Origin of the sequence: Roseibium algicola, from assembly GCF_001999245.1 — a bacterium.
GTDB lineage: Bacteria > Pseudomonadota > Alphaproteobacteria > Rhizobiales > Stappiaceae > Roseibium > Roseibium algicola.
Genome location: NZ_CP019630.1, coordinates 1,697,394 through 1,709,795, shown reverse-complemented (window position 1 = coordinate 1,709,795; position 12,402 = coordinate 1,697,394). Strand labels below are relative to the sequence as shown.

The following is a 12,402-nucleotide window of genomic DNA, read 5'->3' as shown; positions in this document are numbered from 1 at the left end:
TCAGCTCGCGCCCGATGCGGCGCCTGCGGTCCATTGCCGTCCTTGCATGTCGACGGCAAAGGCTTCCGGCGCGCGTGCGAAGGAGGCAAGGCCTTCCAGGGCCGGATCGGGATGCCGGACGATGAAGGTCGGTATCTTGGCCATCAGGGCCTCGTGGGGCGCCTTTGCCTCAAAGGCGGCGCGGAAGCCGCCGTCCGTGAGGAAGCGTGTGATCCGCGATGTGACACCGCCAGTCAGATAGACGCCGCCCCGTGCCAGGACCGCGAGGGCAAAATCACCAGCCACACGGCCAAGGGCCCTGGCAAAGACCTCCAGCGTCTTTACCGCTACCGGATCGTTTTCCTCTGCGGCCGTTGTGATGCTTGCCGCCGTTGTGAAGTCGCGGTCCGCGCTCATATAGGCGGCAACGCCCCGGGCAAGGCGGGGCAGGCCGGTGCCGCTAAGGATCTGTTCGGCGCCAAGCCGTCCACCGACGAGTTCGATATGCGGCCAGATGGCAACGTCTTCCGGGCTTACCGGCCCGAGTTCCACATGGCCACCTTCGCCCGGAACGGGAACCCAGGTCTGGGCGGCATAGATCATCGCGGCGGCGCCGAGGCCCGTGCCCGGACCGAGGACGAACTTGGCACTCTCTTCGCGGATCGTGCCGGAGCCGACCTGTTCGATATCGCTGCCGCTATATCCTGGCAAGGCCAGGGCCTGCGCTTCGAAATCGTTGAGCACGATGACTTCGTCCAGACCGAGGTCGGCGATCATCTTCAGCGGCTCGATCACCCAGGCCGCGTTGGTGAGGGGGATCCTGTCACCGGTGACGGGACCGGCAACCGCGATGATTGCCGTGCGTGGTTTCGGATCGGTTTCCGGCAGCACCACTTCGCGGATCGCGGAAGAAATGTCGGGATGATCCGCGGTCGCCGTCTTGCCGCACATGCGGGTGGGCGCCTCAGCGTCGTCAACCAGAGCGAAACGGGCGTTGGTGCCGCCGATATCGGCAACCAGAACCGGATAGGCAAAGGATTTGGTGTTCTTGGAAAAACTCATGAGGACAAGGAGCCAACTTCAGGTGTCGCGGATGTGGTCTTGAGGCCCTGCAGACGGGCGGAGCGCAGCAGGATATCCGCGGTCGACGGATTGAGCGCCATCGGCATGTCATAGACCACTGCAAGGCGCATCAGGGCTTTCACATCAACATCATGCGGCATGGGCGACAGCGGATCGACGAAGAAGAACAGGCCCTGGAGCTTGCCTTCGGCAATCATCGCGCCGATCTGCTGGTCGCCGCCAAGCGGGCCGCTTTTCAGCCTTGTGACCTTGAGATCCGGACAGGCTTCCAGAATGCGGCCGCCCGTGGTGCCTGTGCTGACAAGTTCGAAAACCGCGAGTTTGTCCTGGTGCCGTCTGGCGAACTCGACCATGGCGTCTTTTTTGGCGTCATGCGCGACAAGCGCAAGAGTGGGCGTGGCAGGCATCAGCGGTCCTCTGGGGTCTATGCAATCCGGATCGATTGAATAGCCGAAAGCTGATCGAAACCAAAGTCCCGGGAGACCAGTTCGTCCCCGGAGGGAACCGGACGAAAAGGCACCCTGGCAGGAAGCGACAGCGGCGGGGAAGTGTTTAGCCGTTCAAAGCGCTTTAGGCAAAGGAAGATGAACGGGCGGGCGCAGAACCTGTTCCCGGTGGGCAGATCATTGGCAGGGAGCAAAAGAAAATGCCGCGTCCCGGCCCGGAACGCGGCAGGCAATAAGGAGAATGCAGACGTGGCGATCAGTCGAACAGATTACAGCGGATCGGTTCGCGGCCGGCAACGCGCTGGAAGTAGGGATCGGGTTCCGGCAGATGCAGCCCGGCGATCTCCATCACCAGCTTCATCCGGATCGCGTCTGCAAAGCCTTCCTGACTGCGAACGGGGATGGCGAAGGAGCCCGGGCCGCCGATCACACAATCCTCGTAATAGTGGTCGAGGTTGAGCATCGCCTGCCAGGTGTTCTTGTTCGACTTCATCATCAGAGGCAAACCGTTGATGGTCACCCCAGAGGCAACCATGCGATCACGCATGGCAGTCACGGAGCCGCCCTGGTTGTTCGGGCCGTCACCGGAAATGTCGATTACGCGGCGCAGGCCTTCATACTGGTTGTTCTGAACCAGAAAGACCGACTTTTCGAGCGCCGAGGCGATGGAGGTGCGCTGGACCTGCCGAAGTGGGGCCTCGGCAATCTTGGAAGCGAAGTGTGCTGCCGAGCTTGCATCCTGGATCACCGTCCAGTCGGCGACGATGAAATGCTCATCGACCCCGCCCCATTCCATGTAGGTCACGGCAACGCGGCCGATCGGACCGACCTGAATGGCGTCAAGAAATTCCCTGGAGGTGAGAGCGGCAACATACCCGGCGCGCTGCACTTCCTGTTCTTCTGTATCCATGGATTGGGAGATGTCGACGGCCAGGACAAGTTCGACGTCCACTTCGTTGGCCGGATCAAAGCTGTATTGTGAAGAAGCCATCAGAGCCGGACGGTAGTCTCGGGCTGCGGCTGGGGCGGCGAAAAGAAGTGCCGCACAAATAAGTGACAGTAAACTTGTAACCGTCAGTGCACAGTCTGTTTTGGTTATGTCGAGACGCATGGTTTTTCTCCTTACTTCAGCCTTGCGGCTGGGTGGCCACGTCTCCCCTGTTTATTTTGTCGTTGAATTCCTTATCTTTCCGTTTCTCGTGATTCCTAACAAGGCATTGGCTGAATGCCTTGGATGAGCTTGGAAATTTACTTAGCAAGCTACATGCCAAACGTAGCGTAATATTCCTTGGCTGGCAAAAGTAATGTGCACGGAGTGCATGTTCTATCCACAGGCGCGGGATATCTTCCGGATTTGCTAGGCAAATTTTTCATCCGTGGATACGCGTTAAGCTTTACGTATAGGTAAGGTGGGTATTTCTTGAGTTATTTCAATCCGCCTTGTCGGTCACATTTTTGCGCGAAACTGTGAGAAACTCGGGCGAGAGAACCTGGTTGAGACCCAAAACAGCCGACGTTTCAGCAACTTCTGAAGCGCCTGACATGCGCGTTCCGATTAGCTGTTTTTCGGTCGGAAAGACGCAGGTTTTCAAAGTGGGGGACAAATCCACCGGCAATTATTGCCGTGCAGCTAGGCAAATTTTGCCGGGTTGTTTCTGAAAATCGGCAGCTTTGGGCAGAATTTGCCGCCGTTCAGAAGTGGTACTCGGCGCTGATTGCTGCCCAGAAATGCAGCAATCAGCCAGAAAATTGGCAGTTTTTTTAGTTGACGGCAAAGGCAAGGCTGGTCATGATCTGAAGAAATTCTCACTTGGTGAAGAATTTTTCGGCCGGCCTTCGCGGCCCCGGAAAACAAAAGCTCCGAAGAGAGCAGGGCATAGCCGGACCGTTGCGGTCAACCGCTTCGCATGGCTGGACAGGCGGGTGTTTCATCTTGCGGGATGCAATTCCATCAAGCCGGGCGTTTTGAGAGTGGTTGAGTATCCTGTCCGCCGGAAGGCGTGCGCAAGGGCTCTGGAGGGGAAGGTTTCGACGCGGAATGCAGACACGCGACGACGACTGGACATCATATATGGCCATCCGGGCGGCCTGGCTGTCTTTTGTTGGCGGCCGTACGCAGGGTGAAATCGCCTCGCAGCTCGGCGTTTCGCCTGCCAAGGTGCATCGCCTGATCGCTCATGCGCAGAAAGCCGGTTTCGTCAAATTCCAGGTCGATGGTCGCCCGATGGAATGCCTCCAGCTTGAAAAGGAGCTGACGGAGCATTTCGGCCTGACGAACTGCATCATTGCTCCCGATCTTGGTGGCGGCGACGACGACAGCGCCCTCAGGGCCGTCGCCGTGTCCGCGGCACAGTTCCTGTCTGGAATGCTCGGTGGGTCAAACGTCACGCGTCTGGGCGTTGGCATGGGCCGCACGCTGACCGCGGCTGTCGAAGCGTTGCCGAAAGTCGCGAGAACCGATCTCGAAATCATGTCGATCTGCGGATCCCTGACGCGCACGCTTGCTGCCAACCCCTATGACATCGTCCAGAAGATGCAGGAGCGCACAGGCGGCATCGGCTATTATCTGCCGGTTCCCTATTTTGCCGAAAACCAGGACGAAAAGGCGATGTTCCTGACCCAGCGCAGCGTGCAGGACCTGATGGATCGCGCGCGCCAGTCGGATGCCTTTCTCATCGGCATCGGTTCGGTCGAGAACGAGGGCCATCTTGTCCAGCGCGGCATGATTTCCAAAAAAGAACAGGAAGATTTGCTGTCGGGCGGCGCCGTCTGTGATTTGATGGGGCGCTTTCTGACGATCGAGGGAAAATTGGCCCCGGATCCGCTCGGCGATTGTGCCGTGGGTCTGCATTTCGACGAAGTGCGCGGGCGCCGCGTGATTGCGCTGGTAGGTGGGGAGAGCAAGGTGGATGCCACGCTCGCGGCCCTGCGTACCGGTGTCATTACCGACCTTGTGGCAGACGAGACCCTTGCGAGGGCTCTGACGGCACGGGCCGGATTGCAGCTGGCACAGTCCGCATGATGCGGCTGGGTCACGAGGGGAAACGGGCCGGCCAAAAGGCAGGCCCCCGCATGTCGGAGGACATATAAGTGAAAAAGCTTCTTACCATCGGCACCGCGCTTGCCGGCCTGGCCTTTACTGCCGTGGGCGCATTGGCAGCCGATATCAAGCCGGCAGTGCTTTACGATCTGGGCGGCCGTTTCGACAAGTCGTTCAACGAAGGCGCATACAACGGTGCTGAAAAGTTCAAGGAAGACACCGGCGTCGAATACCGCGATTTCGAAATCCAGAACGACAGCCAGCGCGAGCAGGCTCTGCGCAACTTTGCCAAGCGCGGCATGAACCCGATCGTTGCCATCGGCTTCTCCCAGGCCAACGCCGTGGAAAAGGTTGCCAAGGAATTCCCGGATACGCAGTTCGCGATCGTTGACATGGTCGTCGACCTGCCGAACGTGCGCTCCATCCTGTTCAAGGAGCAGGAAGGCTCCTACATCGTCGGCATGCTGGCTGCGATGGCGTCCGAAACCGGCAAGGTCGGCTTTGTCGGCGGCATGGACATTCCGCTTATCCGCAAGTTCTCCTGTGGTTACAAGCAGGGCGTAATGGCTGCAAACCCGAAGGCGGAAGTCTTCGAGAACATGACCGGCACCACCGGTGCGGCCTGGAACGATCCGGTCAAGGGTGGCGAACTCGCCAAGTCCCAGTTCGACCGTGGCGCTGACGTTGTCTATCACGCTGCCGGCGGCACCGGCATCGGTGTTCTGCAGGCCGCTGCTGACGCCGGCAAGCTCGGCATCGGCGTCGACAGCAACCAGAACAACCTGCATCCGGGTTCCGTCCTGACCTCCATGCTGAAGCGCGTCGACATTGCCGTCTACCAGGCGTTCGAAGACGCGGCCAACGACAGCTGGTCCTCCGGCTTCGAAGTCCTCGGCCTCAAGGAAGGCGGCGTCGACTGGGCGCTGGACGACAACAACGCCGAACTCGTCAACGACGAGATGAAAGCAAAGGTCGAAGAAGCGACCCAGAAGATCATCTCCGGCGAGATCGAAGTTCACGACTACATGGCCGATCAGTCCTGCCCGATGTAAGGCAGTCGTTTTTGGACCTCCGCGCGATACCGTGCGGAGGTCTACCTGTATTTCTAGCGTGCCCAACCCGTTTTTTCGGAGGACAGGATGCTCCGTCTCACATCAGACGTCATTGCTGCGGCCTGCGCTGTCTTCATGACAACAACCGCAACTCTGGCCGAACCGGCCATCGTTTATTCCGTCGGCGGGAAGTTCGACGGGTCTTTCAACGAAAGCGCCTTTGCCGGCGTGAAACGGTTTCAGGACCAGGGCGGCGACGTCAGGGAATTCGAGTTGGAGCGTGATGCGCAAAGCCTGCAGGCACTGCGGAACTTTGCCAGCCGGGGCGCGTCCCCCGTTGTCGCAATCGGTTTCAACCAGGCCAACGCGCTTGGCCAGGTGGCGCCCAATTTTCCAAAGACGGATTTTGCCATCGTCGACATGGTGGTCGATCAGCCGAACGTGCGCTCCTATGTGTTCAAGGAACATGAGGGTGCCTATATCGGCGGTCTGCTGGCCGGCATGGCCTCCAAGAGCGGCACCATCGGTTTTGTCGGCGGCATGGATATCCCGATCATCCAGCGGTTTCTGTGCGGCTACAAGCAGGGCGGCCAGGCCGCAAGGGCGGATATCAGGGTTCTGTCCAACATGACGGGCGATACGCCGGCCGCTTTCGCGGATCCTGTTCGCGGCGGCGAACTTGCCATCGGCCAGATCAATCAGGGCGCCGATGTGATCATTCAGGCAGCGGGCGGAACCGGTATTGGTGTGCTGCAGGCAGCTGCCGACAAGGGCGTGCTCGGCATGGGCACCGACAGCAACCAGAACGGCCTGCATCCGGGCAAGGTCCTGACGTCCATCCGCAAGCGCGTGGACAACGCCGTCTACGACAGCTTTCAGGCGGCGAAGGACGGCACCTTCGAACCCGGCATCAAGGTGCTGGGCGTCGCGGATGGCGGCATGGACTGGGTGCTGGACGAAAACAACAAGGACCTGATCACGCCGGACATGAAAGCGGCGGCGGATGCCGCCGTTGCGGCCATCTCCGACGGCACCGTCAAGGTTCATGACGTCGTCACCGACGGAGCATGTCCTTTCTGATCGGGACACCGCGAGGCAGCGGCGAGGGGCAATAACAATGACAAAGAAAAAGAAAAACAGTCAGGCCTGGGGGAACGCATGAGCGATACGCCGGCAATCGAACTGCGCAAGATCAACAAGCGCTTTGGCCCGGTTCACGCCAACAAGGACATTGACCTTGTGGTGAAGAAGGGCTCCATCCACGGTATCATCGGAGAGAACGGGGCGGGCAAGTCGACGCTCATGTCCATTCTCTACGGTTTCTACCAGGCCGATGACGGCGACATCCTGGTGGACGGCAAGAAGGTCACGATCTCGGACTCGAAAGCCGCCATCGGCATGGGCATCGGCATGGTGCATCAGCATTTCATGCTGGTCGACAATTTCTCGGTCCTGGAAAACGTGGTTCTGGGCGCCGAGGACAGCGCGCTCCTGTCCGGCGGCATCAATCGCGCCAAGACAGAACTCAAGCGGCTGGAAGAAGAATACGAACTGCGGGTCGATCCGGACGCCCTGATTCAGGATCTGCCGGTTGGTCTGCAGCAGCGGGTGGAGATCCTGAAGGCGCTCTACCGCAGCGCGGAGGTTCTGATCCTTGACGAGCCGACCGGTGTCCTGACGCCGGCCGAAGCCGATCACCTGTTCAAGATCCTCGAAGTTCTGAAGAACGAAGGCAAGACGGTTCTCCTGATCACGCACAAGCTGCGCGAGATCATGGCGGCGACCGATACTGTTTCGGTGATGCGCCGCGGCGAGATGGTGGCAACGCGCGAAACCGCGAACACCTCGATGGAAGAACTCGCCGAGCTTATGGTCGGCCGCAGCGTGCTGCTGCGTGTCGACAAGAAACCGGCGCAACCCAAAGCTCCGGTGATGGAGGTCGAGAACCTCACGGTGACGGACAGCCGCGGCGTGCAGGTGGTAAAGGACGTTTCCTTCAATGTGCGTGCGGGAGAGATTGTCGGCATCGCCGGTGTCTCCGGCAACGGCCAGTCGGAACTGCTGGAAACGCTCGCGGGCATTCGCCGCGCCACCAGAGGTACGCTGAAGATCAACGGCGAGACGATCGATCTGGGAACGAGCACGCTCGACGCTGCCGACATGCGCGCCAAGAACATGGGCCACGTGCCGGAAGACCGGCACCGGATGGGCCTGATCAATTCCTTCTCCGAATACGAGAATTCGATCCTTGGCTACCACCGCGACCCAGCCTACTCCCGGGGCCTTCTGATGGATCTTGCCGCCATCAAGAAGAACGCCGTGGCCGAAATCGAGAAATACGACATCCGCCCGCCGAACCCGATGCTGAAGACCGCCAATTTCTCGGGCGGCAACCAGCAGAAGATCGTGCTGGCGCGCGAGATCGAGCGCGATCCGGAAGTGCTTCTGGTCGGTCAGCCGACGCGCGGCGTCGATATCGGCGCCATCGAGTTCATCCACCGCCGGATCGTGGAAATGCGCGATGCCGGCAAGGGCATTTTGCTGGTGTCGGTGGAACTCGACGAAATCCGGGCGCTGTCCGACCGGGTGCTGGTGATGTTCGACGGCAAGATCGTCGGTGAACGCGGCGGCGATGCGGAAGAAGGCGAACTTGGCCTGCTGATGGCCGGTGTGGAAGATAACAACAAGATGGCTGTTGAAGGAGGCGCCCGATGAGTGCCGGTCAGCTCCCGCGCTGGGTCGATTACGGCCTGATCCCGTTCCTGAACCTGGCCGCCGCCTTCCTGGTGTCCGGCCTCGTCGTTGTCCTGATCGGGGAAAACCCGCTGGACGCGGTGCAGCTCCTGGTCTGGGGCTCCATTGGCTATGGCGAAGGCATCGGCTTCACGCTGTTTTATGCCACCAACTTCATCTTCACCGGCCTGGCCGTGGCCGTTGCCTTTCATGCCGGGTTGTTCAACATCGGCGGTGAGGGCCAGGCCTATATCGGTGGTCTCGGGGTCGCCATAGCCTGTCTGGCGCTGGACCACATCGTGCCGTGGTACATCACCTTGCCGTTTGCCATCATCGGCTCGGCGCTGATGGGGGCCGCCTGGGCGTTCATTCCGGCCTGGCTGCAGGCCACCCGCGGCAGCCACGTGGTGATCACCACCATCATGTTCAACTTCATCGCCTCGTCGCTGATGGTCTATCTGCTCAACAACGCGTTGAAGAAGCCAGGCTCGATGCAGCCGGAAACACGAACCTTCGAGGACGGCGGCCGTCTGCCGTTCCTGAACGACATATTCCCGTCCTTCGGCTTCGGCTATGCGCCGGTCAACCTGTCGCTCTTCGTGGCGCTGGCGGCTTGTGTTCTGGTCTGGTTCCTGATCTGGCGCACAAAGCTCGGTTTCGAGATCCGGTCCTTCGGTGCCAACGCCACAGCCGCGGTCTATGCCGGCATCTCGCCGGTGCGCACCATCGTCATCACCATGCTCATATCCGGTGGTCTTGCAGGCATGATGGCGATCAACGAGATCATGGGGTCACAGCACCGTCTGCTGATCGATTTCGTGACCGGCTACGGCTTCGTCGGCATCGCGGTTGCCCTCATGGGGCGGGCGCATCCGGTCGGCATCGTTCTGGCATCGATCCTGTTCGGCATGCTCTATCAGGGCGGCGCGGAACTTTCGTTCGAAATGCCCAACATCACGCGAGACATGATCATCGTCATCCAGGGCCTTGTGATCCTGTTTGCCGGTGCGCTTGAGCACATGTTCCGCCCGGCCATCATCAAGCTGTTCACGCCCTCCCGGGCTCTTGCCGAGAAGGAGGCGTGATCATGTTCGAGATCGTGATCCTGACACTTGATTCCACAGTCCGCCTGTCGACACCGCTTCTGCTGGCCTGTCTGGCAGGGCTTTACTCTGAACGCTCCGGCGTGGTCGATATCGGCCTGGAAGGAAAGATGCTCGGCGCAGCCTTTGGGGCGGGTGCGGTCGCCTACATGACCGGAAACGCCTGGATCGGCCTTCTGGCGGGCATGGCGGTTTCGATCGGCCTGGCGCTGATCCACGGCTTTGCCTCCATTACCAACCGCGGCAACCAGATCGTTTCCGGCGTCGCCATCAACTTCCTGGCAGCGGGCCTGACCGCGCTGCTCGGGCAGACATGGTTCCGCCAGGGCGGTCGTACACCCTCACTGCCGGAAGGCGGACGGTTTAGGGACATCGTCTGGCCCTACGCGGAAGAACTGCGCGATGTTCCAATCATTGGCGGCATCTACAGCGAACTGCTGTCAGGCCACAACATCCTGGTCTATGCGGCTTTCGTGGCCGTGCCGCTGACCTGGTGGGTGCTGTTCCGCACTCGTTTCGGGCTGCGCCTGCGTGCGGTCGGGGAAAACCCGGCGGCCGTTGACACGGCCGGCATCTCTGTCACCTGGCTGCGCTACCGGGCGGTCATCGCTTGCGGTGCCCTGTGCGGTGTAGCCGGAGCATATCTTTCCATCGCCCAGTCCTCCGGCTTCATCAAGGACATGACGGCTGGCAAGGGCTTCATCGCGCTGGCGGCCCTGATTTTCGCCAAGTGGAAACCGGCCAACGCGATGTTGGCCTGCCTGTTGTTCGGCTTCCTCGATGCTGTCGCCATCCGGATGCAGGGTCAGAAATTACCCGGTATCGGCGAAATTCCGGTGCAGTTCTTCCAGGCACTGCCCTATATTCTGACCGTGATCCTGCTTGCAGGTTTCATCGGCAAGGCAATCCCGCCGAAGGCGGCTGGCATTCCGTATCTCAAGGAGCGTTCATGAGCGATCTGGACGCGTTGTTCGAGGCCGCAAAAGCGGTTCGTGAAAACGCATATGCACCCTATTCAAACTTCCTGGTCGGCGCGGCCTTGCGTGCACCGGACGGCACTGTTTTCATCGGCTGCAATGTGGAGAACGCTTCCTACCCGGTGAGCGTTTGTGCAGAAGGTGGGGCGGTCAGCGCCATGATTGCCGCCGGTTACCGCGAAATTGCGGAAGCCGTCGTCATTGGCGATGCGGCCCTGTGCACGCCGTGCGGCATGTGCCGCCAGCGTCTGAAGGAATTCGGCACGGACGATCTGGTTGTCCATGTCGCGGATCTCGACGGTATCCGGCGCAGCTTCACGATGGATGAGCTGCTGCCTGCCGCCTTCGAACTGGAATACACGTCAAAATAAGAAGGACTGACCCACAATGAGTGGTTTCGGCCGTGAATGCGCGGAGATCGTCCGCGCAGCCCGGGAGGGCTCGTACAAGATTGGCATGATCCTCGGCTCCGGCCTCGGCGCGCTCGCCGAGGAAGTCGAGGACGCTGTTCGCATTCCCTATTCGCATCTGACCGAATTTCCGGTCTCCACCGTCACGTCCCATTCCAGCGAGCTGGTTGCCGGCACGCTGTCCGGTGTACCGGTGGTGATCCTGTCGGGCCGGGCCCATTATTACGAGGGCGGTGATCCGACGGTCATGCGCACGCCGGTGGAAACGCTGAAGGAGCTCGGCTGCGAGATCCTGCTGGCAACCAATGCGGCTGGTTCCCTGCGCCAGGAAGTTGCTCCCGGCTCGCCCATGCTGATTTCCGACCACATCAACTGGTCGGGCATGAACCCGCTGATCGGTGAAGAGGACGAAAAGCGCTTCCTCGACATGAGCACCGCCTACGATGCGGACTTGCGTGCGGCGATGAAGAAAGTCGCCGAGGAAACCGGCGATCCGGTCGCCGAGGGCGTTTACATGTGGTTCTCCGGCCCATCTTTCGAGACGCCTGCCGAAATCCGCATGGCCAAGACACTGGGTGCGGATGCGGTTGGCATGTCAACCGTGCCGGAAGTCATCATGGCCAGGTTTCTGGGTATGCGCGTCGCGGCCATGTCGATTATCACCAATTACGGCGCAGGCATGCAGACGCACGCGCTGTCTCACGACGAAACCAAGTCCGTTGCCTTGCAGGGCATGGAACGCATGAAACAGCTGGTGCGGGCATTCGTGAAGGAGATCGGCCAATGACTGACATGATCGAACACGCCAAACGGGCCCTCGGGCTCGTCGACCTGACCAACCTCAACGACGACTGCACGGCGGCGGATATTTCCAAGCTGACCGGACGGACCGTGACGGATCACGGGTCGGTTGCGGCTGTCTGTGTCTGGCCGCGGTTCGTGGCGCAGGCCGCGCAGGAACTGACCGGCACGGGCGTGAAAGTGGCGACCGTGGTCAACTTCCCTGAAGGTGGCGAAGATACGGAAGCCGTCCTGGCCGAGACGAAGCAGGCACTTGCCGATGGAGCCGACGAGATCGATCTGGTCATGCCCTACAAGGCTTTCTGCGCTGGCCGCAAGGGCTTTGCGGAAGAGCAGATCATCCGCGTGAAGGCGGCCATTCCGGAACCGGCACTGCTCAAGGTCATCCTGGAAACGGGTGAAATCAAGGATCCGTTGCTGATCCACGCGGCCTCCAACATTGCCATTGGGGCTGGTGCGGATTTCATCAAGACTTCGACCGGCAAGGTTGCCGTCAACGCAACGCTGGAAGCAGCCGAAATCATGCTGACCGCGATCGAGGAGGCCCGCCGCGACAACGCCGAGCGTGTGATCGGCTTCAAGCCGGCCGGTGGTATCCGCACCGCCGAGGACGCGGCTGCCTACCTGGCGCTTGCCGACAAGATCATGGGCCAGAACTGGGTATCGGCACACACGTTCCGCTTTGGTGCCAGTGGTCTTCTGGATGCCCTGATCTCGACGATCGAGGGCCAGGAAATCGTGGACCACTCCCACCACGGCTATTGAGACGGCTTCAAGA

The 12,402-nt window shown here is 60.5% G+C and carries 12 protein-coding genes; 9 read left to right on the top strand and 3 right to left on the bottom strand.

Translation table 11 applies throughout. The features are described 5' to 3' along the window. The 3 genes from B0E33_RS07975 to B0E33_RS07965 form a co-directional block, all read right to left on the bottom strand. Complete coding sequence (locus B0E33_RS07975) at positions 1–1,041, bottom strand: ROK family protein (protein WP_077290888.1); 1,041 nt, start codon at positions 1,039–1,041, stop codon at positions 1–3. Beyond that, on the bottom strand, positions 1,038–1,469 hold the full coding sequence (locus B0E33_RS07970) for a methylglyoxal synthase (RefSeq protein ID WP_022999719.1): 432 nt from the start codon (positions 1,467–1,469) through the stop codon (positions 1,038–1,040). Before B0E33_RS07970 ends, B0E33_RS07975 begins: the two co-directional genes overlap by 4 nt. A gap of 295 nt (positions 1,470–1,764) precedes the next feature. Beyond that, complete coding sequence (locus B0E33_RS07965) at positions 1,765–2,499, bottom strand: DUF1194 domain-containing protein (RefSeq protein ID WP_077293186.1); 735 nt, start codon at positions 2,497–2,499, stop codon at positions 1,765–1,767. A 1,047-nt stretch (positions 2,500–3,546) separates the two neighbouring features. On the opposite strand from B0E33_RS07965, the gene B0E33_RS07955 reads away from it, so the two are divergent. From B0E33_RS07955 to deoC, 9 genes are all read left to right on the top strand, one after another. Continuing rightward, a complete protein-coding gene (locus tag B0E33_RS07955) occupies positions 3,547–4,530 on the top strand; it encodes a sugar-binding transcriptional regulator (protein WP_022999723.1) in 984 nt (327 codons plus the stop codon). Between the two features lie 68 nt (positions 4,531–4,598). Further along, on the top strand, positions 4,599–5,600 hold the full coding sequence (locus B0E33_RS07950; protein WP_022999724.1) for a BMP family lipoprotein: 1,002 nt from the start codon (positions 4,599–4,601) through the stop codon (positions 5,598–5,600). 87 nt (positions 5,601–5,687) lie between these two features. Next, positions 5,688–6,680, top strand: coding sequence for a BMP family lipoprotein (locus tag B0E33_RS07945; protein WP_077290886.1), 993 nt, complete (start codon positions 5,688–5,690; stop codon positions 6,678–6,680). A 78-nt stretch (positions 6,681–6,758) separates the two neighbouring features. Then, positions 6,759–8,315, top strand: coding sequence for an ABC transporter ATP-binding protein (locus B0E33_RS07940; protein WP_077290885.1), 1,557 nt, complete (start codon positions 6,759–6,761; stop codon positions 8,313–8,315). After that, positions 8,312–9,418, top strand: a complete 1,107-nt coding sequence (locus B0E33_RS07935) for an ABC transporter permease (protein WP_062490541.1) — start codon at positions 8,312–8,314, stop codon at positions 9,416–9,418. The genes B0E33_RS07940 and B0E33_RS07935 overlap by 4 nt, the downstream gene beginning before the upstream one ends. A gap of 2 nt (positions 9,419–9,420) precedes the next feature. Further along, entirely contained in the window at positions 9,421–10,389 is a 969-nt protein-coding gene (locus B0E33_RS07930) for an ABC transporter permease (RefSeq protein WP_031268896.1), read from the top strand. Then, positions 10,386–10,784, top strand: a complete 399-nt coding sequence (gene cdd, locus B0E33_RS07925; RefSeq protein ID WP_022999729.1) for a cytidine deaminase — start codon at positions 10,386–10,388, stop codon at positions 10,782–10,784. The genes B0E33_RS07930 and cdd overlap by 4 nt, the downstream gene beginning before the upstream one ends. Before the next feature lie 16 nt (positions 10,785–10,800). Then, positions 10,801–11,610, top strand: coding sequence for a purine-nucleoside phosphorylase (locus tag B0E33_RS07920; RefSeq protein ID WP_022999730.1), 810 nt, complete (start codon positions 10,801–10,803; stop codon positions 11,608–11,610). Further along, positions 11,607–12,389, top strand: coding sequence for a deoxyribose-phosphate aldolase (gene deoC / locus B0E33_RS07915; protein WP_088665174.1), 783 nt, complete (start codon positions 11,607–11,609; stop codon positions 12,387–12,389). The genes B0E33_RS07920 and deoC overlap by 4 nt, the downstream gene beginning before the upstream one ends. Positions 12,390–12,402: the final 13 nt, after the last annotated feature.

Coding starts and splice junctions, on each gene's coding strand:
- B0E33_RS07975 (WP_077290888.1), bottom strand. CDS start 1,041: ATGAGTTTTTCCAAGAACACCAAATCCTTTGCCTATCCGGTTCTGGTT.
- B0E33_RS07970 (WP_022999719.1), bottom strand. CDS start 1,469: ATGCCTGCCACGCCCACTCTTGCGCTTGTCGCGCATGACGCCAAAAAA.
- B0E33_RS07965 (WP_077293186.1), bottom strand. CDS start 2,499: ATGGCTTCTTCACAATACAGCTTTGATCCGGCCAACGAAGTGGACGTC.
- B0E33_RS07955 (WP_022999723.1), top strand. CDS start 3,547: ATGCAGACACGCGACGACGACTGGACATCATATATGGCCATCCGGGCG.
- B0E33_RS07945 (WP_077290886.1), top strand. CDS start 5,688: ATGCTCCGTCTCACATCAGACGTCATTGCTGCGGCCTGCGCTGTCTTC.
- B0E33_RS07940 (WP_077290885.1), top strand. CDS start 6,759: ATGAGCGATACGCCGGCAATCGAACTGCGCAAGATCAACAAGCGCTTT.
- B0E33_RS07935 (WP_062490541.1), top strand. CDS start 8,312: ATGAGTGCCGGTCAGCTCCCGCGCTGGGTCGATTACGGCCTGATCCCG.
- B0E33_RS07930 (WP_031268896.1), top strand. CDS start 9,421: ATGTTCGAGATCGTGATCCTGACACTTGATTCCACAGTCCGCCTGTCG.
- cdd (WP_022999729.1), top strand. CDS start 10,386: ATGAGCGATCTGGACGCGTTGTTCGAGGCCGCAAAAGCGGTTCGTGAA.
- B0E33_RS07920 (WP_022999730.1), top strand. CDS start 10,801: ATGAGTGGTTTCGGCCGTGAATGCGCGGAGATCGTCCGCGCAGCCCGG.
- deoC (WP_088665174.1), top strand. CDS start 11,607: ATGACTGACATGATCGAACACGCCAAACGGGCCCTCGGGCTCGTCGAC.